Raw genomic sequence first — 22,055 nt, forward strand, 5'->3', positions numbered from 1 at the left:
GAGGTGGCCGTCACCACCTTCCCCGGGGTCGATGTGTGGATGACATCCATGGTCGCCCTCGCGCCGCCTGCCTAGGCTCGCTGCCTGTCGGTTGTACCGGCACCGGCTCTGACCTGCGCGGTCGGCCCGGCTGCCCGAGGGAAAGGGACCGTATGGGTCTGGACAAGACAGTCGCGAGCGCGGCGGAGGCGGTGGCCGACATATCCGACGGCGCCTCCCTCGCGGTGGGCGGATTCGGGCTGTGCGGCATACCGGGCACGCTGATCGACGCCCTGTGGCAGCGGGAGGTCGACGGCCTCAGCATCGTCTCCAACAACTGCGGCGTCGACGACTGGGGCCTCGGGCTCCTGCTCGCCGCCGGCCGGATCTCGCGCATGACGAGCTCGTACGTGGGCGAGAACAAGGAGTTCGCCCGGCAGTACCTGAGCGGCGAGCTGGAGGTGGAACTCGTGCCCCAGGGCACCCTGGCGGAACGGCTGCGGGCCGGCGGCACGGGCATCCCGGCCTTCTACACCCCGGCGGGCACCGGGACCCAGGTCGGCGAGGGCGGGCTGCCCTGGCGTTACGCCGCCGACGGCTCGGTCGCCGTCGCCTCGCCCGCCAAGGAGACCCGGGACTTCGGGGGACGCCCGCACCTGCTGGAACACGCCATCACCACCGACTTCGCCCTGGTCCGCGCGACCATCGGCGACCGGCACGGGAACCTCGTCTTCCGCTCGTCCGCCCGCAACTTCAACCCGCTCGCCGCGATGGCGGGCCGGATCACCATCGCCGAGGTGGACCACCTCGTCGAGCCGGGTGAGCTCGATCCCGACGAGGTCCATCTCCCCGGCGTCTTCGTCCAGCGCGTGGTCAAGGTGTCCCCCGGCGATCCCGCGGCCGAGCGGCGCGTCGAGCGCCGGACCGTTCGACAGGAAGGCGGTGCCTGACATGGCGCTCACCCGCGAGCAGATGGCGGCCCGCGCCGCCCTGGAACTCACCGACGGCAGTTACGTCAACCTCGGCATCGGCCTGCCCACGCTCATCCCGAACCACCTGCCGGACGGCGTCGAGGTGGTCCTGCAGTCCGAGAACGGCATTTTGGGTGTCGGCCCCTACCCCACCGAGGACGAACTCGACGCCGACCTCGTCAACGCCGGCAAGGAGACCGTCACCGCCCTGCCCGGCGCCTCGTTCTTCGACTCCGCCCTGTCCTTCGGCATGATCCGCGGCGGTCACATCGACGCGGCCGTCCTCGGTGCCATGCAGGTCTCCGCCTCGGGCGACCTCGCCAACTGGATGATCCCGGGCAGGATGGTCAAGGGCATGGGCGGCGCGATGGACCTCGTCCACGGCGCCGGCCGGGTCATCGTCCTCATGGAGCACACCGCGAAGGACGGCAGCCCCAAGCTCGTGGGCAGCTGTGACCTGCCGCTCACCGGCCGGTCGGTCGTCGACCGGGTCATCACCGACCTCGCGGTCGTCGACGTCACCGAGCACGGCTTCGTCCTGGTCGAACTCGCCCCGGGCGTCACCCTCGACGAGGTCCGCGCCGCCACCGGCGCCGAACTGACGGTGCCGGCCGGCGTCGTCGGCTGAGGAGGGGCCCGAAGCGCCTTCCGGGACCGTTCCCACGCCCCAGGCAGCGGCGGCGGCCCGGGCCCGTTCAGACCGCCGGCGGCATGGCCTCGAGGCGCGGTGGGGCCTCGCCCGCGGGGTGCGGTGCGGCCTCGCCCGCGGGGTAGGAGGAGGCGAAGGTGAAGGCCCGCGGGGACGGGCCGTGCGCCCGCAGGTCGGCCAGTCGCTCCATGGCCTCGCCGACGGTCGGGACGTGTCCGGCGGGGACCCACCACAGCACCAGGTGCGCCTCGACGTGCCGGGCGAACCACTCACGGCGCCGTCGCATCGCCTCCAGGTGCCCGCTGCGGTAGGCGAAGTCCCACAGGGCCTCCTGCGTCTCCCAGACCGACAGGTTGACGATGACGTCCTCGCCCGCCGGGCGCAGCCCGGTGGCGTCGGCCGCGCCTTCCTCCACGAGCCGCCACACGAAGCCGGGCGCGCCGTCGGCGGCGGCGTTGACCGGGTCGAGCATCTCGACGAACGGCGCGACGCGGGGGTCGTCGAGGGGGTACCGGAGCGTGGCGACGTTGAGCTGGGCGAGGTGGGCGGCGTGCCGGGGTGCGGTCATGACCTCATCCCAGCACGGCCCGCTTTTCTATGTCAATCTTCATTGTCTTTAGAAGGTTCCGCCCGCTCCACCACCACGCAGCACTCCCCCGGCCGGGCGTCCATGCGCGCCCTGACGGGGCCGTCCGTGCCGATCAGCCCTTCGAGCAGCGCGAGGTTCATGCCGCAGACGAGCGGCGGGAAGCGCTCGGCGACGGCGTGGAAGGGGCAGTTGCGCATGCGGACGACCCGCTCCACCTCACCGTCGACACCCTCCCCCGCACCCGCTTCGGCGACGGTCTCGAGTCGCGGCTCGTAGCCACGGCCGGCCAGTACCCGCACGACCTCGTCGAGGTCGCCGCAGGCCGGCGCCGACCCCCTCAGCACCTCGCCGCGGCGCCGGGCGGCCGCACAGAGCCCGGTGTCGAGACCGGCCTCCTCGGCGGCCTCGGCGAGCAGCTCGGCGGCCGTGCGGTAGTCGCGGGCGGGCAGCGACACCGAGCGCTCCGCGCTCGACCGGGTGTAGACCTTGGCGGGGCGGCCGGCCCCCGGCCCCGAACGGCCGGTCAGCCGACGGGTGCCGCTGTCGAGGAGGCCGGCCTCGGTCAGCTTCTCCAGGTGGTGCGCGGCGAGCGTCCGCGCGACGCCGGCCGCCTCGGCGGCCTCGTTGCGCCCGACCTCACGGCCCTGGGCGGCCACGTACTCGTACAGGCGGCGCCGCACCGGATCCTGCAGCACCGCGATCACATCGATGTCCTCCACACGCCCATTCTAGGAACAATGCGGATTGGCGATAGAAAGGCCGCCCGGACCCCGCCCGCCGTCCGCCTCCCGGTCACCGGACGCGGTGGCCAGGCGTGCCTGGCTCAGCCGGTTGTACGGGCTGTCCGGACGCAGTCCGCTGCGCTCGCTGATCAGGGCGCGGGCCAGGTCGTGCCGGCCGGCCCTGAGGGACGATTCGAGGAGGGTCTGCTGGACGGCGTCGCGCTGGGCGTGGCTGCCGCCGAACTCGTGGAGGCGGCGGCGGAGCGGCCACAGGAGGTCCACGACGGCCCCGTGGTCGCCGTGCGCGTGCGCGACCAGCGCCCGGCAGACCGGGAGGCCGATCTCCGCCGTCATCGCGTCGTTCGTCGAAGCGCCCGCCCCCGGTCGCTCCAGCCACCGCTGCCGGTCGGCGACGAGGCGCTCGGCCTGCGCGGGTCGTCCGGCTCCGACGTAGGACATGACGGCGTGCACGTCGTTGAAGGCGTAGAACGGCGGGTCGGCCCGCGCGGTCCACGCGTCGGCCAGCGCCTCCCACCGCGGGGCCTGGTCGTGCCCCGCCAGGTGCAGGCGCCACAGCAGGGCCGCCGCGTCCAGGAGCTGCATCGCCAGACCGGGGGACGTCGCGTGGTGCAGGTGCGCGTCGTACACGCGCAGCGCGGTGGCGGTGTCGCCCGCCTCCAGGGCGAACAGCGCGTAGTGCCACCAGTTGTGGACCGCGAGGAAGTTGTCGCCCGACCAGTCCCCGGTCCGCGCGTCGAGATAGGCGATGCCGTCGGCGTACCGGCCCCGCATCTCGTAGGTGTGCACGACGGCGTGGACGGCCCAGACGTCCTGGGGATGGCACGCGACCGCGGCCGCGCCGACCTCCTCGGCGCGCTCGTAGTGCCCCGACTCCTCCAGGCCGAAGGCGTACATGCCGAGCAGCGGCCCGCGGTGGGGGTCACCCGCGTCCCACGCGGACAGCGCGCCGCCGACGCGGTCGCGCAGGCGCACCGCGTCACCGGTGAGGAAGTCGAGCTGGTGCCCCACGAAGAGGGCGAGCGCGTCCCGCGGGTACGCCAGGGTCAGCCGCTCCAGGAGTCCGCCGGCCCGTCGCAGGTCACCGGCGAGGAGGCTCTCGGCGGCGGCCGTGTGCAGGCGCTCGCGCGGCGGCAGCGCCGTACGGTCCAGGCCCGCCGCGTGGTCGGCGAACCGGCTCCGGGCGACGGCGGCGTCGGCCGGCTCGGTGCCCAGCACCCCCAGATAGGCCGCGAAGGCCTGGCCCACGGGCGACACCGGGTCGGCCGCGAGCAGGTCCCCGACGGCCGCGACCACCTCCGGCCTGAAGAACAGCAGCGCCTCCACCGCCCGGTCCAGGTGCGCGGCCCCCTCCTCCGTACCCTCGTGCAGGAAGTGGCCGTACCGGTCGGTCGCCATCCCAGATCACCTCACGCGACGCCTCGGGGGAACGCGGAAAGGCGCTCCGTACGGCGCGCCGCCCCCATGAAGCCAGCTCCCGGCCACCCCGCACAGGCCCCGAACAGGTGACGTCCGGGCACACGCGGGCGCATCCGGGGCACACAGGGCTCACAGGGCCCACGGCGGTCGCGCTCCCCGGAGTCCTTCCCGCCGTCAGGCGGTCGGCGCGAGGTCCGGCACCCGCCGTCAGACGGTCGGCGGCTCTTCCGGCGTCGCGGCGCGGAGGTCGGCGAGGAGTTCGGCCTGACCCACGAGGACGCCCGAGAGGATCGCCCTGGCCACCGCCAGCAGCTCGGCCACCTGAGGATCGGTGAGCGAGTAGTGGACGGCGGACCCCTGGCGGCGCGCGACGACGAGGTTCGACCTGCGGAGCACCGCGAGCTGCTGGGAGAGGTGCGCGGGCTCGACCCCGACCTCCGCGAGCATCTCCGAGACGGCGTGCTCCCGTTCGCTCAGCAGCTCCAGGACGCGGATGCGCACCGGGTGCCCGAGCGTCTTGAAGAACTCGGCCTTCAGTCGGTACAGGGGCGTGCTCACCGCGCCCACCGCCGATCCGCCCGGGATCGCGCGGTCCCGCGGCCCGACCGCACGCTCACCCGCGTCCCCGCCGTGTCCATCGTGTCCCTCCGGAGCCGTTCAGGCCTTCTTGACGACGCCGGACTTGAGCTGCATGGGCCCGAAGCCGTCGACCTTGCAGTCGATGTCATGGCCGTCGACACCGTCCACCAGCCGGATGTTGCGGACCTTGGTTCCGGCCTTGATGCCGGTGGGGCTGCCCTTGACCCTGAGCGTCTTGACGACGGTCACCGTGTCCCCGTCCGCGAGCACGTTGCCCACCGAGTCCTTGATCACCTTCTCGCCTCCCGCGTCGGCGCCCTCGGCCGCGCCGGCCGACAGGGACCACTCGTGACCGCATTCGGGGCAGACCAGCAGCGCGCCCATCTCGTAGGTGTAGGCGCCGGAGCACTCGGGGCAGGCAGGCAGGTTCTCGTTCACCCGGGCGAGTCTAGAGCGAGATAGCCAATTGCGAAAATTGGCAATCAGCCTCCCAGCGCTCTCGCGATGGCGGTCACCGGCGCACCCCGGGGGTGGCTCCCGGTATGCCCCGGAGGGTGGTTCCCGGCGTGCCCTCGGGGGTGGCTCCCGGCGTGACCAGCCCCGACTCGTACGCCACGATGACCAGTTGGGCCCTGTCCCGCGCCGCGAGCTTCCCCATGATCCGGCTGACATGGGTCTTCGCCGTCAGGGGCGAGAGTCCGAGGGCCTCCGCGATCTCCGTGTTGTTCAGGCCTCGGGCCACCAGGGCCAGGACCTGCCGCTCGCGGTCCGACAGCCCTCCCGGGCCGCCCGTCGCGGGCGGATCGGGAAGCGCCAGGGCCCGGGCGATCAGCCGGGACGTGGGGCCCGGCGACAGCAGGGACTCCCCCGCCGCCACCGTACGGATCGCGGCGAGGAGCTCGGCCGGGCGGATGTCCTTGACCACGAAGCCCGACGCGCCCGCCCGCAGCGCCTCCACGATGTGCTCGTCCGTGTCGTACGTCGTGAGGACCAGCACCTTCACCCCGGCGAGGTCCTCGTCGTCGGCGATCAGCCGGGTGGCGCCGATCCCGTCGAGCTCGGGCATCCGCACGTCCATCACCACCACGTCCGCCCGCGCCGAACGGGCCAGGTCCACCGCTTCCCTGCCGTTGGCCGCCTGGCCCACCACCTCCATGTCGGGCGCCGAGTCGACGAGCATCGCGAACGACGCCCGGACGAGCAGCTGATCGTCCGCCAGCAGCACCCGGATCACACCGCCACCTCCCTCACCGCGAGCGGCAGCGCCGCCGTGACCTCGAAGCCCCCGCCCTCGCGCGGCCCCGCGCTCAGTGTGCCGCCCACGCTCCTGGCCCGCTCGCGCATGCCGACGATCCCGTACCCGGAACCGCTGGGCGCGCCCGTGGCGGCACCGCTGTCGGTCACCCGCACGGTCAACACCTCGTCCGCCAGGCCGACATCGACCCGCACGCACACGCCGGGGCCGCCGTGCCGGACGGCGTTGGTCAGCGACTCCTGCACGATGCGGTACGCCGCCGCGCCCACCGCCGCCGGGACCTTCGCCTCCCCCGTCCGTACCGTCAGGACCGCGCCCGACGGCCGTACGAGGTCGGGCAGCGAGGCCAGGTCCGGCAGGGGGCCCTCCGGGGCGGCACGGAGCACGTCCAGGGTCGTGCGCACCTCGGCCCGGGCGTCCCGGCAGGTCTCGGATATCCCTTCGAGCGCGCGGACCAGCGCCTCGCGGTCGAGGCGGTCGGGGTCGGCGACCAGGACGTGCGCGGCGACCGACGCCTGCACGCCGATGAGGGTGATCGAGTGGGCGAGGAGGTCGTGCAGGTCCCGTGCGATGCGCAGCCGCTCCTCGGCGGCCTTCCGCTCTCCCTCGCGCTCCGCCCGCTCCACCACGCCCGCCACCAGCTGCCGGTAGAGCCGGATGCTCGCGCCGAAGACGAGCATCGCTATCACCCAGCCGGAGACCCTCAGCAGCTCGACCGTCTCATGGGGGTTGACCACGACCTGGACGGTGAGCGTGACGCAGGTGACGGACAGCCCCACCATCAGCGTGCGCTTGGGCCGCCCGGTGGACGCCACCGTGTACAGCGCGGTCATCGACGCCGGGATCGGCGCCAGGTGCATGTAGTCGAGTGCGTGGTACGGGGCCACACAGGCCACGACCGCGAGCAGCACCGGCATGGGCGCCTTGCGCCGCCAGGCCAGCGGCACGTGCGCGGCGAGCAGCAGCGCCCAGCCGAGCACGTCCGGCCGGCGGCCGTCGTCGACGGTCAGGGCGAGGAGGGCCGCCACGACCGCGAAGCCCGCGGCGGCCGTCGCGTCGCACCGCACGGGGTACGGCGCCGCCTGCGGGTCACGGGTCAGGGCCGCTGCGAAGTCCATGGTCCACATCCTCCCTGCGGGCCGGGGCCCCCGGTAGTCCCGGGAGCCCCCACTCGCCCCTGATCAGACCCGTACGGGCACCGGCTCGTCCGCGGACTCCGAACCGGGCCGCGCCTCGGGCCTCTTGGCCAGCGGACCCGGCCACCACACCCTCCGGCCGAGCAGCACGCTCGCGCTGGTGACGAGGTACGTGCGGACCAGGAAGGTGTCGAGGAGGACGCCGACCGCGATCACGAAGCCGAGCTCGGCCAGTTGCACCATGGGCATGTTCACGAGGACCGCGAAGGTCGCGGCGAGGACGAGTCCCGCCGAGGCGATCACCCCGCCGGTCGTGCGCAGCGCGGTCAGGGCCGCGGCGCCCGGCTCCGTCCCGTTCAGGCACTCCTCGCGCATCCGGTGCATCAGGAAGATGCCGTAGTCGACGCCGAGGGCGACGAGGAAGACGAAGGAGAGCAGGCCCAGGCCGGGGTCGGTCCCCTCGAAGCCGAAGAGGGACTCGAAGACGAGGCCGCCGATGCCGAGGGCCGCGCCCCAGACGGCGACGACCGCGGCGACGAGGAGCAGCGGGGCCACCAGGCTCCGCAGCAGGGCGATCAGCACGATCGTCACGACGACGAGGACGAGCGGGACGACGAGGTCCCGGTCCCGGGCGCTGGTGTCGGCCATGTCGAGCTGTTCGGCGCTCGGCCCTCCGACGTACACCCCCTCGCCGAGCGCGGACCGCAGTTCCTTGATGGTGGCGGTCTCGGCGGCCGACTGCGGCGGGTGCGCGGCGACGACGGAGATCTCCGTCCAGCCGTCGCCGCTGCGGCCGCGTTCGGCCCTGACGACGCCTTCGGTCGCCCGCGCCGTCTCCAGCGCTCCGGCGGAGTCCGCCGTCGGGGCGACCACGGTGATGGGCTGGGTTCCCGTCTGCGGGTACGCGACCGCGAGCGTCTTCATCGCGGCGACCGCCTCCGGGGTGGAGCTGAAGGAGTCCTCCTGCTTGAGGGCCCCGGGCAGGTTCAGCGCGCCGAGGGCGAGGGCGGCCAGGGCCGCGGCGCCCGCGAGGAGGACGGCGAGCGGGCGCCGGCCCGCCGAGGAGCCCATCGCCGCGAAGAGGGACCGGCGCGTGGTCTTCGGCTCGCTGCCGTGCGCCGGGATCAGCGGCCAGAACACCCGTCGGCCGAGCACCACGAGCAGGGCGGGCAGCAGCGTCGTCATCGCGACCAGGGCGCACAGCACCCCGACGGCGGCCGTGGGTCCCATGCCCCGGCTGCTGTTCATGTCCGCGGCGAGCAGGCACAGCATGCCGAGGGCGACGGTCCCGGAGGACGCGAGGACCGCGGGGCCGCAGCCGCGCAGGGCGGCGGCCATCGCGTCGTACGGACGCGGGAAGCGACGCAGTTCCTCCCGGTAGCGCGAGACGAGCAGGAGCGCGTAGTCCGTGCCGGCACCGAAGACCAGGATCGTCATGACGCCGGTGCTCTGGCCGGACACGCTGATGTCGAAGCCCTGGTGGAGGGCGTAGGCCACTGCCCTCGACAGGAAGTTCGCGCCGCCGGCGACGACCAGCGGGACGAGCCAGAGGAACGGGCTGCGGTAGATGACGATCAGCAGGAGGGCGACGACGGCGACGGTCGTGTAGAGCAGCGGGCCGTCGAGCGACTCGTACACCTCGCTCGCGTCCGTGGCGAGGGCCCCAGGGCCTCCGACCTCGCCGCTCACCGTCTCGCGGACGTCGTGGACGAACGCGTCCCTGGCCTTCTCGTCCGAACCGGGCTCGGTGCTGGAGACCGCGTACAGCAGGGTGGTGCCGTCTTCGGACGGTACGGCGCGCGGGGTCGAGCTCAGGGGGTGCTCGGCCGCGACCCGCTGCACCTCCCGGGCCGCGGTGGCCCTGTCGGCGGCGGTCAGACCGCCCTCGCGGTGGTACACGAGCACGAGGTCCGTGGAGTCCCCGCCGGGCAACCGCTCGGTGATCCTCGCCACCCGAGTCGAGTCCGCGCTGCCCGGCAGGTAGTCCACGGCCCGGTCGCGCTGTACCTCCCCGAGCTTCCCCGCGAACGGTGCGGCCAGGGCGATCACGATCACCCAGAGGGCCAGCACCCCCCACCCCACGAACCTCTTGCGGCCCTCCATCCCGGGCCTCCCTCCGTCGGTCCTCATCGGTTCGCTCCCAGACTCCCGCCGCGGGAAGGGGGATTCGTCGCGCTGAGGACCGAGCCGAGGGGTACTCCCGTGGGTGTCGCGGGGCCGCGGTTACTCCCTGGGGAGTACGGGAGCGGAGCGGTCGGCGGCCCGCCTCCGTCAGTCGCGCGCGGCCGGGTCGTGCCCCGTGACCGCCCGGGCGTAGGCGTGCAGGGCCGCGATCACCTCGGCGCGGGTGCGGCGGCCAGCGAGGAGTTCCATCTGGTAGCCGTCCTCCATGGCGACGAAGCTGGCGGCGAGCATGCGCGGCGGGTCGTGGAGGGTGAAGTGTCCCTGGGCCTGTCCCAGGACCAGGATGCCCGAGTACACGGCGATCTGACGTTCGGTCAGCGCGCTGTCGAGGGCCGCGGCCTTGGCGTCGCGCAGACAGCGGGGCCAGTACTCGAAGAGCAGCCGGGTCAGCGTGTCGTCGGGTCCGTCGGCGACCCCCTGGTCGATGCAGGCCCCGAGTTGCCGGCGCGCGTCGGCGAACCGGTTCGCGGCCCGTTCGCGTTCCTGGCTGTAGCGCTCGATCGCCTGCTGGTAGGCGGCGTGGACCAGGGCGTCCAGGTCTCCGTAGTAGAGCACCGCGGCGGGGGTCACCCCGGCTTCCTCCGCGACGTCCCGCAGGCGCAGGCCTTCGAGGCCGCGCGCCACCAGGGCACGCTCCACCGCCCTGCCCAGCTCGGCCCGGCGGGCCTCCTTGTCCGTGCCCTTCCTCGCGGCCACGCCACTCCCCTCGTCTCTGTTGTATCGAGATTTAACAATAGCCCCTCGACTATTGACCGACCAGCAACGCACGTCTTAAATCTGCGTTTAACAAACCTGTCGGCCTATGGAGGCACCATGCCCAACGTGAACGACGCCGAGGTCAGATCCGGGCCCGAGCCCGCCCGCGGCAAGGGGCTGCGCAGCGGCTCGGTGGGCCTGCTCGCCTCCGTCACCCTCGGGCTCTCCTGCGTCGCCCCGGCCTACAGCATCGCCGTCACCCTCGGCTTCGTGACCCTGACCGTCGGGGACCTCGCACCGGCCGCACTGCTGCTCGGCTTCGTCCCGATCCTGCTCACCGCGTTCGCCTTCCGCGAGCTGAACCGCGAGATGCCGGACTGCGGCACCACCTTCGTGTGGACCACTCGCGCGTTCGGACCGCTGACGGGCTGGCTCGCCGGCGGCTGGGTGGTGCAGGTCGCCACGTTCATCGCGATGACGGCCCTCTCCCAGGTCGGCGCCACGTACCTGCTCCACCTGCTCGGACTGCACTCCCTCGCCGGCAGCGGCCTCGCCGTGACGATCACCGCGGTGGCCCTACTGGCGGCGGTGACGGCGATCGCCTACCGGGGGCTGCACCTCTCGGCCGCCGTCCAGTACGTGCTGCTCGGTCTGCAGTTGGCCGCCCTGCTCGGGTTCGGCGCCGCAGCCCTCGCCCGCCACGGCGCCGACACCCCGTCCCCGGGCTGGCTCGACCCCCTCGCCTTCTCCGGTTTCGGCCCGTTCGCCGAGGCGGTGATGCTGTGCCTGTTCATCTACTGGGGCTGGGACGCGCTGATCACCGCGAACGAGGAGACGCGCGACGGAGAGCGCGTCGCCGGCCAGGCCGCCGTCATCTCCACCCTCGTGCTGCTGGGGACCTACCTGTTCACCGCCTTCGCGGCCATCGCCTTCGCCGGCACCGGCACCGACGGCACCGGCCTCGGCAACCCGGACAACGCCGCCGACGTGCTGTCCACACTCGCCCCACCGGTCCTGGGCCCCACCCTGGCGAAGGTGATGGAGCTGGCCGTCTGCGTCTCGGCGGTCTCCGCCCTGCTCACCAGCCTCGTCGGCTCCTCACGCAGCACGCTGTCCATGGCGGCCCACGGCGCCCTGCCGGCCGCCTTCGCCCAGGTCCATCCCCGCCACCGCACCCCCGGCTTCGGGACCCTCTTCGCCGGCGCGACCGCCGCCTGCCTCCTCGTCCTGCTCACGCTCGTCTCCACCGACTTCCTCGGCGACGCGATCCTGTGCGTCGGACTGCTGATCGCCTGCTACTACGGCACCACCGCGCTGGCCTGCGTCTGGTACTTCCGGGGACGGCTGCGCAACTCGCCGCGCGACCTGCTGCTGCGCGGGGTCCTGCCCCTGCTCGGCGGGCTGATGATGCTGGCCGCCTTCGCCCGCAGCGCCCACGACATGTACGACCCGGCCTACGGCAGCACCTCCTTCCACGGCATCGGCGGCGTCTTCCTCCTCGGCGCCGGGTCCATCGCCACCGGCGCCCTGGCCCTGGCCGCCGCCCGCACCCGCTTCCACCGCTTCTTCCGAGACGGCCGCACCACGGTCGCCCGACTCACGATCACCGAGGACTGACACACTCATGCGCACGCTCGCCATCGCCGCCGTCCAGACCGTCCCCGTCGCCCACGACCTCGAAGCGAGCTGGCAGCGCTTCGCCGACCAGGTCCGCACCACCCGCGCCCTGTTCCCCCATGTGCAGCTCGTCGTCGTACCCGAACTGCTGCTCGCCGCGGAAGGCCCCCTGCTGCGGCCGTCGGCCGACGACTGGATGGAACGGGCCGCCGTCACGATCCCGGGCCCGCTCACCGACCGGCTGGGCGCCCTCGCCGTGGAGACGGGCCTGTGGCTGGTCCCGGGAAGCGTGTACGAGCGCGCCGGGGACGGGCGCATCCACAACACCGCCCTCGCGATCTCACCGGAGGGCGAGATCGCGGCCCGCTACCGCAAGGTCTTCCCGTGGCAACCGTACGAGAAGACCGCCCCCGGCCACGAGTTCACCGTCTTCGACATCCCCGGGGCCGGCCGGGTCGGCCTGGCCATCTGTTACGACGGCTCCTTCCCCGAGACGGTCCGGCAGCTCGCCTGGCTCGGAGCGGAGGTCGTCATCCAGCCCACCCTCACCCCCACCCGCGACCGGGAGATGGAACTGGTCTGCGCGCGCGCCAACGCCTGGACCAACCAGGTCTACGTCGTCAACGTCAACGCCGGCGACCCGGCCGGGGTCGGCCAGAGCGCCGTCGTCGACCCCGAGGGCAACGTGCGCCAGCAGGCCGGCCCCGGCGAGGAGATCCTCGTCGACGTCCTCGATCTCGACACGGTCGCCCGGGTACGCCGCTACGGCTCCGCCGGTATCAACCGCCCCTGGAGCCAGCTCGCCCGCCACGGCGCGTCGGTGCGCCTTCCGATGTACGGCGGCGGAGGATTCCGCACGCCGGACTGGCTGGAGGACGAGACCCCGTGACGGCTCCCGCGGTCGTTCACGGGAAGGCGGCGCCTGTCCCGGCCCCGGAGGAGCCGGGACAGGCGCCGCCTTCCCACTGCATGCCCTCCGGGCGGACTTCCGGCCCGCAAAGCTCCTGTGCGAGGGGAGCCCGGTGGGGGGATCAGGCGGCGACCGTGGCCGTCAAGAGCCAGCCGGTGCTGCGCAGCCGGACCGCGCCCTCGTTCTCGTGGGCGCCGAGGTCATCGGTCAGGCGGCGCCGCGCTTCGGCCTGGGTGGCGGGCCCGACCGAGCTGAGGAGGTGCCGGCCGGGGCCCGAGTCGAGGAGGAAGTCCGCGGCCTCCGAGGCGGTGCGGCCCCAGGTCCCGTGCGCCTGGACGTGCTCGGCGCGGACGTTCCGGAGGCCGGCCGCACGCAGCAGGCCGGTCGCGGTGTCGGGGTCGGCGAGGGAGAACATGCCCGGTCCGCCCGGAGCGCCGAAGCCGCCGATCGGCAGGATGTCCTGGAGGGCGGTGAGCGCGGTGAGCCACTCGTTCCCCTCCGGCTCGGCCGCACCGAGGAAGGCGATACGCCCTCCCGGACGCAGGGCGGACGCGATGTTGGCGAACGCGGCGGGCGGATCCGCGAAGAACATGATGCCGAAGCGGCTCATGGCGACGTCGAAGGCGGCGCGGGGCAGGTCGTGGACCTGGGCGTCCCCGTGTGTGAAGGAGATGTTGGCGATTCCCTCCTCGGCGGCGACGGTCCGGGCCTGCTCGACCATGGGACCGGAGAGGTCGAGGCCGGTGGCGTGGCCCTGTTCGGCGGCCCGGGCGGCCAGACGCGTGGTCGCTCCGGCGCCGCAGCCGATGTCGAGCACATGGTCCCCGGGACGGATCGACGCGGCCGCCAGCAGGGGCTCGTCGAAGCCGGCGTTGACGGCGTTCCAGCGGTCGTGGTGGGCGGCCCAGTGCGTGCCCTCATAGCCGTTCCATGCCCGCGCCTGGGCGGAGTCGGCGATCTGCTGCATGCGGATGACCTCCGATGGGGTCACGAGAACCCTAGAATGGGCGTACGCCCAAACAGTATGGGCGCTTGCCCATACATGCAACGCCCACCCCCGGGAGGAAGTTGATGTCACCGCGCGGAGTAGCCATCGAAGGCCTGCGCGAGCGGCTGTTCGCGGCCGCGGAGCGCGTCCTGGCCCGGGACGGGGCCGCGGCGCTGACCAGCCGCGCCGTCACCGACGAAGCCGGGTGCGCCAAGGGCGTGCTGCACACCCACTTCGCCGGACTCGACGAGTTCGTCGCCGAACTCGTCCTCCACCGGTTCGCGGCGGCCGCCGCCCTCTCGGAGGACCTGCCCTCCCGAGCGGGTACGGATCCGGTGGAGGACAACCTCGCCGACGTGGCCTCAGCGGTCCTGTCCCTCGACCCCGGCCTGGTCGGGCTGGCGGTGACCCGCCCGCTTGCGGCCCAGCGCGTCCGCGAAGCCTGGCGGGCCGGCGCCCCCGGCTTCACCGCCATCCAGGAGGCGGTCAGCGGCTACCTTCGCGCGGAGCAGCAGCTCGGGCGGGTCGCGACCCCGCTGGACGCGGAGTCGGTGGCACTCGCGCTCGTGGGGACTCTGCACCACCTCCTGATGACCGGCTCGGCGGAACCGGCACCGGAGTCCCGCGCGCAGGTCGAGCGACTCATCCGCGCGCTGATCCGTACGCCGTGACGTCCACCGGGCGCCCGGGCGCCCGCAGCGGTCACCCGCCCGGCGGCCGGCCCGGCGTCACCGTCCTCGTCCCCGCCTCCAACGAGGAGAGGGCGATCGCCGGGCTGCGTCTCGGCCTTGCGGGAGGTGGATCACCCCGGCCTGGAGATCCTGGTCCTCCACGACGGCTCCACGGACGCGACGGTCACCGCGGCCCGCGGCCTGCTCCGCGGCCCGCGCAGGAGGCGCGTCGTCCGGGACCTGGAACGCGGCGGCACCTGACCGACGAGCGGTGGTGACCTGGCGGCCCTTCCGCCCGCCGCTCCGGGGTCCTCGACCGGCCCCGCCCGGCCGGGTGGCGGGCCGGGGTCGGGGCCGGAGGCGGAGTCGGGTCCGGGCGGGGGCGGGGGCGGGGTCGGGGCGTCAGCCGCGTACCGCAACCGCCGCTTGGTGGCCGGCGGGTACGGCCACGTCGGCCAGGAACCAGCCGGGTGGGGCGGTCGGGACGGGGCCTGAGCCGACGTATTCGGCCGAGGGATCGGCGCCGAGTCCGACGCCTGTTCCCTTCAGGTAGGCCTCCTTTCTCGTCCACACACGGGCGAAGGCCGCCGGGCGGCGGTCCTGGGCGAGTGCGGCCAGTTCGGCCGACTCGGCGGGGTGGAGGACCTCGGCGAGCTCGGTGACGAGGTGCGGGGCGGGGATCCGCTCGATGTCCACGCCCACCGGGGTGGTCGCGACGGCGATCAGACTCATCCCCTCGCAGTGCGAGAGCGAGAAGTGCAGCCGGCCGTCCGGGAGCACCGGCCGCCCGTGCGGCTCGCCGCAGCAGGGGCAGGGCGCCCGCTCCATCGTGATGCCGCGCGGTGCGACACCCAGGTGGGCGCCGAGCAGCCGCCGCAGGCCCACGTGCGCGCACAGGTACGTGGCGCGGTCGCCCGGCCGCCGGAACTCCCCCGCCCGCGCCAGCTCCTCCGCGTCGAGGACGAGGGAGGCGTAGTGGGCCGCGCTGTCCTCGTGCACCTCGGTGGCGACCAGCCACAGCTGCGGGCGGGCCGCACGCGGACCGGGCGGCAGTACCGGCGCCGCGGGCAGCGGCGGGAGCGGGGACGGACGGAGGAGTACGGCGCCGGGCCGGCGGTACGGCTCGGCCGGAGGTACGGACGGGGCGGGTGCGAGGACGGGCGGGGTCGGAGAGGGAGCGGACAGGACGGGAGAGGGTACGGACAGGTCGGGCGGCGGGACGAGGAGGTCGGGCCCGGGGGCGTACAGGGCGGGCGGAGGTGCAGGGGTCTGCGGGGTCATGTCTGCCTCACACGGACGTGGCGGTGGTCTCCGGTGCGGTACGGATGCGGTCCTCGGCGCGCGGCCCGGCGGCCTTCCCCGCGGCGCCGGCGCGCAGGGCGACGGCGGCGGCGATCGGGGAGACCAGGGCGAGGCCGGCGCAGAGCAGCCAGGTGCCGGTCACCCCGAGGTGCAGCGAGACCGGGGTGAAGACGGCCAGCGAGAGCGGTGCCGCGCCGATCCCGGAGAGGGCGAAGGTCGACATCGCGGCCCCCATCCGGCCCTCGGGGACGGCCTGCTGATAGGCCGTGACCAGCGCGGGCCCGTTGAGTCCCGAGAGCAGGCCGACGGCGGCGGCCGCGGCCGCGAGCAGTCCCGGCGAGGGCACGAGGGCCATCGCCCCCATGCCGAGGGCCAGGCCGGTGCCCGTCACCACGAGCTTCAGGTGGGTCGGGATCCGGTGGGCGAGCGCGGCGCCGAGCGCGGCCGAGGCGAGGGCGCCCACGCTGAACGCGGCGAGGACGAAGGCAACCGCGCCGACCCCCCAGCCCTGGTCCGCCGCGCGCAGCGGCAGCGCGACCTCGGCCGGCCACAGGAAGGCCAGGTCCATCGCGAAGCAGGCCACGAACATCCAGCGCAGGCGGGGGTGCGCGCCGAGCAGCCGGAAGCCGTCGCCCGAGCGGCGCAGCAGGGACGGGCCTCCCGGCGCGGCCGTCTCGGGCCTCTTCATGCCGTGGGTGACGTGCGCGGCACAGCCGAGCCAGAGGGCGCAGCCGACGGCGGCGGCGGTCATCGCGACGGGCAGGCCGCCGACCACGACGAGCCAGGCGCCGAGCGGGGAACCGGCGATCGGGGCGAGGCGCAGCACCATCGAGAAGAGGGAGTTGGCGCGGCCGAGGTGCTCCTGCGGTGCCAGGTGCGGCAGCAGGACGCCGGACGCGGGTCCGGTGAGGCCCAGCAGGATGCCGTCGACGAGGGCGATGGCGATCAGCGGCCACAGGGTGTGCGCGGTCGTCGTGACGACGACGCCCGCGACCAGCACGAGTACCCGGACGCTGGTGGCGCGCAGCAGGAGCGCGCGCGGGCCGAGGACATCGGTGAGGGCGCCGCCGAAGAGGAGCAGCAGGGCGCGGGGCAGGGTCGCGGCGAGGGTCACGGCGGTGACCGCGCCTCGGCCGCCGAGCTGGACGGCGGTCCAGCTCATGGCGATGAGAAGCGCGAAGCTGCCCGCCTGCACGGCGGCCTGGCCGACGACGAGACTGCTGATGCGGCGCCAGTCGACGGCGGGAGCGGGCGGATCGGCGAGGGGCGTGGCCATGGGGTCGGCTTTCTGTGGGCGGGGAGGGTTGCTGCCTTCGGATGGCTGGGGTCGCGGGTGAAGCGGGGGCCTCGCACCGCCTTCGGGTCGCTGGGGTCGCCGGTGGAGCTGCGAGGGTTGCTGCCTTCGGGTCGCTGGTGGAGCTGCGAGGGTTGCTGCCTTCGGGTGGGTGGGGTCCTTGACGTGGCGGGGCGGGCGGGTCAGGTGCCGAGGCCGGTGCGGGTGGGTGGGGTCGCTGTCGTGGCGGGGCGGGCGGGTCGGGTGCGGGGGCGGATGCGGGTGGTCGGGGGCGCTCCGTGGAGGGTGGCGGCCACCGCGAGGGCCACGGCGCGGTCGGTGGCCCGGCGCAGGAGGCGGGGGGCGAGGCCGCGGGGGGCGCGGAGTTCGACGTGGCCGCCGAGGTAGCCGCGGCCGGCCTCGCTGAGGGCGCGCTGCGCGGTGCGGCGGGCGAGGCCGTCGACGCCGTACGGCAGCGGGCCGGGGGCACCGACGGTGATGCCGGGGGCCTCCCGCACCGAGAAGCGGGCGTGCACGGTGCGGGAGGCCCCGCGGCGCGGCGGCCTCAACACGGGACCGCTCCCTGGGCCGGGTCCCAGAGGTCGTCCGGGGTCAGGGCGGCGGGCGCGTACTTGCCGAGGGCGCTGACGAGCAACCGGAGTTCGAGGGCGAGGGCCTCGACGAGGCGCTCCAGGCCGTGCTCGGGGTCCTCGTCGACGGCGAGGAGCGCGGCGCGGCCGAGGCCGACGGCGGTGGCTCCGAGGGCGAGGGCCCGGACGGCCCGGCCGCCCTCCCAGACGCCGCCGGTGGCGAGCAGGCAGCCCTCCGGCCGGCCGATCCGGCGCAGGCACTCGGCGAGGGGCAGTCCGACCTGGTCCAGGAAGACTCCGGGTGCCCAGCCGGTGCCGCCTTCGGCCCCGTCGACGGTGACGGCGTCGGCTCCGGCGGCCCAGGCGGTGCGGGCGGCGGACGCGATGTCGCGGCCGGGGTGGAACTTCACCCAGGTGCGGGCCTTGGGGAAGTTGTTGCGCATGAAGCGGAGCTGCTGGCGGAGGATCTCCTCGGTGAAGGTGCCGGGCGTGGCGCAGCGCAGCCGCTGCGGGGCGTCCTCGCCGAAGACCTCGCGGACCGTGAAGCGGCGGGCGAGCTGCTCGGCCTCGGCGCGGCCGACGACCGTCATGCCCCCGAGGCCGGGCTTGGCGCCCTGGCCGGTCTTCAGCTCGAAGGCGAGGCGCCCGGTCTCCAGGAGGGGGCGGAACGCGGGGTCGCTGTAGAGGAGGTTCCACACCTCGGAGTCGGCGTCCTCGGTGGACTGCTGGACGACGATGCCGCCGACTCCGTCGGGGGCGGCCTCCAGGTACGCCTCGACGCGGGCACGGAGGGCGGAGCGGGTCGCGTCGCCGGCCTTGCGGTAGCCGTGGACGGGGACCATGTTCTCGCCGATGACCATCGGGATGCCGAGGCGGGCGGCCTGGCGGCTCGCGTGGACGGCGAGGTCGCCGCTGCCGGCCCGGGTGGAGCCGAAGGCCGAGAGGTAGAGGGGCAGCCGGGCGGTGAAGCCGCCGACTTCGGCGGTGAGGTCGACGTCGCCGAACTCGGGCTCGCGGGCGAGGTCGATGAGCTTCTCCAGGCGCTCCGGCATGAAGACGGGCGGGACGATCCGCGTGCGGTCCAGCGCGTCCCCGCCGTGGGAGGCGGCCGGGCCGAAGAGGCGAGCGCCGTAGGTGGCGGCGTCCGGGAAGACGGCGGCGGACCCGGTCCGGGCCCGCGCCCGCACCTGCTCTTCGGCGAAGCCGGGGGCGGAGAGACCGGACGGGGCGGGCGTGGCCGAGGCCGTCGGCGGGGCGGGTGAGGCGAGCGGGGTAGGTGAGGCAAGCGGGGCGGGTGAAGCGAGCAGGGCGGGCGAGGCGGGCGGGAGGGGTGAGGCGGAGCCGTTCACGGGTTCCCCGGCGGGGGCGGCGGAGCCGTTCGCCGGCTTCACGGTGGGGGCGGCGGGGGCGGCGGGGATCGTCGTCACGGGGTCACGACCCCGGGGAGCTTCGGGTAGGCGCTGACCTGCCAGAGGGCGTCGAGGCCGGTGAGGAAGCGGACCAGGCGCTGGAGGCCCATGCCGAAGCCGGCGCTGGACGGGATGCCCTCGCGGGCCTCCTTCAGGTACCAGGCGTACTTGGCGGGGTTCTCGCCGCTCTCGCGCATCCGGGTGACGAGGGTGGCGTAGTCGGCCTCGCGTTCGCTGCCGGAGACCAGCTCGCCGTACCCGTGGGGGGCGATCAGGTCGAAGTTGCGGAGCACGCCGGGGCGGTCGGGGTCCTCGCGGTCGTAGAAGCCGCGCGAGCCCTTGGGGTAGTCGTCGACGAAGAAGGGGCGGTCGCTCTCCAGGGAGAGGATGCGCTCGCCGGTCCAGTCGATCTCGCCGTCGGGGTTCTGAGGGTGGCCGAGGGACAGCAGCCGGGCCACGGCCTCGTCGTGGGTGCGCACGTCGTACTTCCCGGCGCGGACGTCCGCGAAGTCGGCTTCCATGCGGCCGAGTCCGGTGAGGATCTCGGGGACGGTGGTCCAGACGTGCTCGGTGACGTGGGTGAGGAGCCCGGCGGCGATCTCCTGGGCCTCCTCGCGGCCCGCGTCGGCGATCTCGACGTCGATCTGGTGGAACTCGACCAGGTGCCGGCCGGTGGTGGCGGTCTCCTCGGGCTCCACGCGGACGTTGGGGGCTATGTAGAAGAGCCGGGGAAAACCGCGCAGGGACGCCTGCTTGTAGAGGATGGCGCTGGTCATGAGCTTGTACGGGTGCCCGTAGTAGTCGACGTCCAGGGCCTTGGCCCCGCGGCCGCCGGGGTCGGTGACGGGTCCGACGAGCGGCGGGAGCAGTTCGGTGAAGCCCTGGCCGCGCAGGTAGTCGCGGGCGCCCTGGAGGGCCTCCTGCTGGACGAGCATGGCGGCCCGCAGCTGGGGCGAGCGCAGGTGTTCGCCGAGCGGGGGCGGAGTGGCCGGGGCGGCGGAGGCGGGTGCGGTCTGGTCCATGGCGGGGCTCCTGATCTCGTACGGGAGGGGCGGGTGCGGGTGGCCGGGCCGCCCGGTAGGGCCTGGGCGGTCGGGCCTGGTCGGGCGGTCGGGCAGGCCGCGCGGTTGAGCGGGCGGTCGGGCGGTCGGGCCGCACGGTCGGACGCGGTCCAGCGGTCGGCGGCGTCGGGTCGCCGGGCGGGTCGGACGGTGAGGGCCGGGCGGGTCAGACGGTGAGGGGGGTCGCGACCGGGCTGCCGTGGCCCTCGTGGCGGTGGGCGGAGGCGTGGTCGTAGCGGTCGGCGACGTGATGGAGGGCGGTGAGCAGTCCGGCCGCGGTGAGCGGGCTCGCGTCGGCGCCGGTGTCGGGGCGCAGGGGCATGGCGCCGGTGCGGGCCCAACGGAGGCGTCCCACGGGGTCGATGAAGCCGAGGGAGCGGCCGGCGTTGTCGGGGTGGAGGCAGAAGGGCACGTCGAGCAGGCCCCGGGCGAAGGCGGCGGGGAAGGCGCGGGTGAGGTCGGGGTGGAGGTCGAGGACGGTCTCGACGAGGGTGCGGGCCTCCTGGTAGACCTCGCCGTCCTCGGGCGCGGTGTGCGGGGTGGGGGCGCCCGCGAGCGCGGCGGCGGCGGCCGCGGTCTCCAGGGCGCGGACGTTCTCGTCGACGGTGGGGATCCGGTGGGCCTCGGCGGCGGTCTTGACGATGAGGCGCCCGGCTCCGGAGCGGACGGCGAGGCGGGCGGACGCCTCCAGGAGGCGGACGGCTCCGCTCTCGGTGCGGGGGTAGACGCCCATGTACGTGTAGAGGACGACGTGGTGTTCGACGCCGGCCGGGAGGAACTCGGCGGCGAGCCGGTGCAGGGCCCGCAGCGCCTCCTCGTCCTGGCCGGCGTCGGTCTGCTGGGCGTAGCTGAGGGAGACGTTGCGCAGCCCGTGCTGGGCGAAGAAGAGGCACTCCAGGACGCTCATGGCGACGAGCAGTCCGGGCGGGCAGAGCTGGCCCAGGAGGCAGCCGCCGAAGCTCTCCAGGTGCGGGGTGCCCGCGCTGTGTTCGGCGAGCATGTCGCAGGCGCGGGCCCAGGCGGCGACGGAGTCCCGCAGCGGGGTGCGTCCGTAGGGCAGGCAGTAGGAGACGGGGCCGCCCTCGGTGGCGTCGAGGCCGGCCGCGGTGAGGGCGCGGACGATGGCCTCGGGACGGGCGGAGCCGTGCCGGACCTGGACGGGGAAGTCGGGTCCGTGAAGGCCGGCGAGGACGGCCCGGGTGGTGTCCGGGGAGTGGGCGGCGATGGGGTAGCCGTTGAGGGGGGCGCCGTCGGCGACGGCGGCGCGGGCGGCGGCGAGGGCCCCGACGCGGGTGTAGCTGTCGACGGTGAGGGTGCCGACGGTGTGTGCGGTGGCCGCGCGGGTGCGGGCGAGGCCGGTCCGCATGCGGTCCGCGTCGCCGAAGCCCATGCGGGGCTGGACGACGAGCCGGCCGGCGGCGGAGGCGGCGGCGACGAAGGCCCCGAAACCCGTGCCGGAGGGGCCGGTTGCGGCGGCGGCGGTCACGCAGGGACCTCCCTGCGGGCGCCGGCGGCGAGGAAGGCGCGCAGGGCGTCGAGGTCGTCGCCGAGGACGGCGTCGCAGCCGGCGTCCAGCAGGCGCCGGACCTCCTCGTCCTGGCGGTGTCCGCCGACGCCGAGCTTGCCCCCGAGCACCACGGGCAGGGCGGCGAGGGCGGGTTCGGCGCGGAGCGCGCGGACGGCGTCCAGGCCGTCGCGGTAGCCGTGCCCGTTGACGCTGCTGAGCACCACCGCGTGGGGGGCGTGCCGCAGGCAGGCGTCGGCGAGCAGTTCGGCGTCGACGCAGGGGCCGAGGCCGACGACCTCGTGGCCGTGCTCCTCCAGGAAGAGCCGGAGGTACACGAGATTCCACGTATGGGAATCCGAGGCGGTTCCGCTCAAGAGAATCTTCATGCCTGAAGAGTAGATTTCCGGCGCCTCTGGAAGGGGAAGTCCGAGCGGCAGCAACGACCGGCACTTTCGCTTCGGAAAAAGAGCGGGAAAGGGACGGGAGAAGGAAGCGGAAAAGGCGCCGCGCCCCGCTGTGGATGCGGGGCG

Annotated in this window: 23 protein-coding genes; 6 read left to right on the forward strand and 17 right to left on the reverse strand. The window is 74.4% G+C overall.

Features of this window, described 5'->3' with window-relative positions:
- Positions 1-152: 152 nt before the first annotated feature.
- Positions 153-929, forward strand: coding sequence for a CoA transferase subunit A (locus AC067A_RS24310; protein WP_479244582.1), 777 nt, complete (start codon positions 153-155; stop codon positions 927-929).
- Position 930: 1 nt separating this feature from the next.
- The gene (locus tag AC067A_RS24315; protein ID WP_479244583.1) at positions 931-1,578 is read left to right on the forward strand and encodes a CoA transferase subunit B; all 648 of its coding nucleotides are present in this window, start codon (positions 931-933) and stop codon (positions 1,576-1,578) included.
- 67 nt (positions 1,579-1,645) lie between these two features.
- On the opposite strand, the gene AC067A_RS24320 is transcribed toward AC067A_RS24315, so the two are convergent.
- The 9 genes from AC067A_RS24320 to AC067A_RS24360 form a co-directional block, all read right to left on the reverse strand.
- Positions 1,646-2,167, reverse strand: a complete 522-nt coding sequence (locus tag AC067A_RS24320; protein WP_479244584.1) for a DUF3291 domain-containing protein — start codon at positions 2,165-2,167, stop codon at positions 1,646-1,648.
- A 32-nt stretch (positions 2,168-2,199) separates the two neighbouring features.
- Positions 2,200-2,907 carry a helix-turn-helix transcriptional regulator gene (locus AC067A_RS24325; RefSeq protein WP_479244585.1) on the reverse strand — a complete coding sequence of 236 codons (708 nt, stop codon included), beginning with the start codon at positions 2,905-2,907 and terminating at the stop codon, positions 2,200-2,202.
- 9 nt (positions 2,908-2,916) lie between these two features.
- Positions 2,917-4,326: a tetratricopeptide repeat protein gene (locus tag AC067A_RS24330; RefSeq protein ID WP_479244586.1), complete on the reverse strand. Its 1,410-nt coding sequence runs from the start codon at positions 4,324-4,326 to the stop codon at positions 2,917-2,919.
- 228 nt (positions 4,327-4,554) lie between these two features.
- A complete protein-coding gene (locus tag AC067A_RS24335; RefSeq protein WP_479244587.1) occupies positions 4,555-4,905 on the reverse strand; it encodes an ArsR/SmtB family transcription factor in 351 nt (116 codons plus the stop codon).
- Positions 4,906-5,004: 99 nt separating this feature from the next.
- Positions 5,005-5,364, reverse strand: a complete 360-nt coding sequence (locus AC067A_RS24340; RefSeq protein WP_479244588.1) for a zinc ribbon domain-containing protein YjdM — start codon at positions 5,362-5,364, stop codon at positions 5,005-5,007.
- A gap of 73 nt (positions 5,365-5,437) precedes the next feature.
- On the reverse strand, positions 5,438-6,160 hold the full coding sequence (locus AC067A_RS24345) for a response regulator transcription factor (protein WP_479244589.1): 723 nt from the start codon (positions 6,158-6,160) through the stop codon (positions 5,438-5,440).
- The gene (locus tag AC067A_RS24350) at positions 6,157-7,299 is read right to left on the reverse strand and encodes a sensor histidine kinase (protein ID WP_479244590.1); all 1,143 of its coding nucleotides are present in this window, start codon (positions 7,297-7,299) and stop codon (positions 6,157-6,159) included. The genes AC067A_RS24345 and AC067A_RS24350 overlap by 4 nt, the downstream gene beginning before the upstream one ends.
- 63 nt (positions 7,300-7,362) lie before the next feature.
- Positions 7,363-9,420: an MMPL family transporter gene (locus AC067A_RS24355; RefSeq protein ID WP_479244591.1), complete on the reverse strand. Its 2,058-nt coding sequence runs from the start codon at positions 9,418-9,420 to the stop codon at positions 7,363-7,365.
- A 168-nt stretch (positions 9,421-9,588) separates the two neighbouring features.
- Positions 9,589-10,197 (reverse strand): TetR/AcrR family transcriptional regulator, encoded by a 609-nt coding sequence (locus AC067A_RS24360; RefSeq protein ID WP_479244592.1) that lies wholly within the window; start codon positions 10,195-10,197, stop codon positions 9,589-9,591.
- 117 nt (positions 10,198-10,314) lie between these two features.
- On the opposite strand from AC067A_RS24360, the gene AC067A_RS24365 reads away from it, so the two are divergent.
- Both AC067A_RS24365 and AC067A_RS24370 read left to right on the forward strand, forming a co-directional pair.
- Positions 10,315-11,814, forward strand: a complete 1,500-nt coding sequence (locus tag AC067A_RS24365; protein WP_479244593.1) for an APC family permease — start codon at positions 10,315-10,317, stop codon at positions 11,812-11,814.
- Positions 11,815-11,821: 7 nt separating this feature from the next.
- Positions 11,822-12,703, forward strand: coding sequence for a carbon-nitrogen hydrolase family protein (locus AC067A_RS24370; RefSeq protein WP_479244594.1), 882 nt, complete (start codon positions 11,822-11,824; stop codon positions 12,701-12,703).
- 142 nt (positions 12,704-12,845) lie between these two features.
- On the opposite strand, the gene AC067A_RS24375 is transcribed toward AC067A_RS24370, so the two are convergent.
- Positions 12,846-13,691, reverse strand: coding sequence for a class I SAM-dependent methyltransferase (locus AC067A_RS24375; protein WP_479244595.1), 846 nt, complete (start codon positions 13,689-13,691; stop codon positions 12,846-12,848).
- A 104-nt stretch (positions 13,692-13,795) separates the two neighbouring features.
- Here AC067A_RS24375 and AC067A_RS24380 point away from each other — a divergent pair, with 104 nt between their 5' ends.
- Together AC067A_RS24380 and AC067A_RS24385 are read left to right on the forward strand one after the other, a co-directional pair.
- Positions 13,796-14,383: a TetR/AcrR family transcriptional regulator gene (locus AC067A_RS24380; protein ID WP_479244596.1), complete on the forward strand. Its 588-nt coding sequence runs from the start codon at positions 13,796-13,798 to the stop codon at positions 14,381-14,383.
- A 126-nt stretch (positions 14,384-14,509) separates the two neighbouring features.
- Positions 14,510-14,644 carry a hypothetical protein gene (locus AC067A_RS24385; protein ID WP_479244614.1) on the forward strand — a complete coding sequence of 45 codons (135 nt, stop codon included), beginning with the start codon at positions 14,510-14,512 and terminating at the stop codon, positions 14,642-14,644.
- 141 nt (positions 14,645-14,785) lie between these two features.
- Here the strand turns inward: AC067A_RS24385 and AC067A_RS24390 are convergent, their stop codons facing one another.
- The 7 genes from AC067A_RS24390 to AC067A_RS24420 all read right to left on the reverse strand — a co-directional run bounded on the left by AC067A_RS24390 (position 14,786) and on the right by AC067A_RS24420 (position 21,911).
- On the reverse strand, positions 14,786-15,664 hold the full coding sequence (locus AC067A_RS24390; protein WP_479244597.1) for a 4'-phosphopantetheinyl transferase family protein: 879 nt from the start codon (positions 15,662-15,664) through the stop codon (positions 14,786-14,788).
- 7 nt (positions 15,665-15,671) lie between these two features.
- Positions 15,672-16,961, reverse strand: a complete 1,290-nt coding sequence (locus AC067A_RS24395) for an MFS transporter (RefSeq protein WP_479244598.1) — start codon at positions 16,959-16,961, stop codon at positions 15,672-15,674.
- A 200-nt stretch (positions 16,962-17,161) separates the two neighbouring features.
- Positions 17,162-17,530 (reverse strand): hypothetical protein, encoded by a 369-nt coding sequence (locus AC067A_RS24400; protein WP_479244599.1) that lies wholly within the window; start codon positions 17,528-17,530, stop codon positions 17,162-17,164.
- Positions 17,524-18,735, reverse strand: a complete 1,212-nt coding sequence (locus AC067A_RS24405; protein WP_479244615.1) for a glutamate synthase-related protein — start codon at positions 18,733-18,735, stop codon at positions 17,524-17,526. Before AC067A_RS24405 ends, AC067A_RS24400 begins: the two co-directional genes overlap by 7 nt.
- Before the next feature lie 236 nt (positions 18,736-18,971).
- Positions 18,972-19,979, reverse strand: coding sequence for an asparagine synthetase A (locus AC067A_RS24410; RefSeq protein WP_479244600.1), 1,008 nt, complete (start codon positions 19,977-19,979; stop codon positions 18,972-18,974).
- Positions 19,980-20,184: 205 nt separating this feature from the next.
- Positions 20,185-21,504: a methylaspartate mutase gene (locus tag AC067A_RS24415; protein ID WP_479244601.1), complete on the reverse strand. Its 1,320-nt coding sequence runs from the start codon at positions 21,502-21,504 to the stop codon at positions 20,185-20,187.
- Entirely contained in the window at positions 21,501-21,911 is a 411-nt protein-coding gene (locus AC067A_RS24420; RefSeq protein WP_479244602.1) for a cobalamin B12-binding domain-containing protein, read from the reverse strand. Before AC067A_RS24420 ends, AC067A_RS24415 begins: the two co-directional genes overlap by 4 nt.
- Positions 21,912-22,055 lie beyond the last annotated feature (144 nt).

It is taken from the genome of Streptomyces sp. NPDC043176, from assembly GCF_056436715.1.

Coding starts and splice junctions, on each gene's coding strand:
- AC067A_RS24330 (WP_479244586.1), bottom strand. CDS start 4,326: ATGGCGACCGACCGGTACGGCCACTTCCTGCACGAGGGTACGGAGGAG.
- AC067A_RS24390 (WP_479244597.1), bottom strand. CDS start 15,664: ATGACCCCGCAGACCCCTGCACCTCCGCCCGCCCTGTACGCCCCCGGG.
- AC067A_RS24420 (WP_479244602.1), bottom strand. CDS start 21,911: ATGAAGATTCTCTTGAGCGGAACCGCCTCGGATTCCCATACGTGGAAT.
- AC067A_RS24355 (WP_479244591.1), bottom strand. CDS start 9,420: ATGGAGGGCCGCAAGAGGTTCGTGGGGTGGGGGGTGCTGGCCCTCTGG.
- AC067A_RS24370 (WP_479244594.1), top strand. CDS start 11,822: ATGCGCACGCTCGCCATCGCCGCCGTCCAGACCGTCCCCGTCGCCCAC.
- AC067A_RS24310 (WP_479244582.1), top strand. CDS start 153: ATGGGTCTGGACAAGACAGTCGCGAGCGCGGCGGAGGCGGTGGCCGAC.
- AC067A_RS24320 (WP_479244584.1), bottom strand. CDS start 2,167: ATGACCGCACCCCGGCACGCCGCCCACCTCGCCCAGCTCAACGTCGCC.
- AC067A_RS24350 (WP_479244590.1), bottom strand. CDS start 7,299: ATGGACTTCGCAGCGGCCCTGACCCGTGACCCGCAGGCGGCGCCGTAC.
- AC067A_RS24380 (WP_479244596.1), top strand. CDS start 13,796: ATGTCACCGCGCGGAGTAGCCATCGAAGGCCTGCGCGAGCGGCTGTTC.
- AC067A_RS24395 (WP_479244598.1), bottom strand. CDS start 16,961: ATGGCCACGCCCCTCGCCGATCCGCCCGCTCCCGCCGTCGACTGGCGC.
- AC067A_RS24410 (WP_479244600.1), bottom strand. CDS start 19,979: ATGGACCAGACCGCACCCGCCTCCGCCGCCCCGGCCACTCCGCCCCCG.
- AC067A_RS24365 (WP_479244593.1), top strand. CDS start 10,315: ATGCCCAACGTGAACGACGCCGAGGTCAGATCCGGGCCCGAGCCCGCC.
- AC067A_RS24375 (WP_479244595.1), bottom strand. CDS start 13,691: ATGCAGCAGATCGCCGACTCCGCCCAGGCGCGGGCATGGAACGGCTAT.
- AC067A_RS24315 (WP_479244583.1), top strand. CDS start 931: ATGGCGCTCACCCGCGAGCAGATGGCGGCCCGCGCCGCCCTGGAACTC.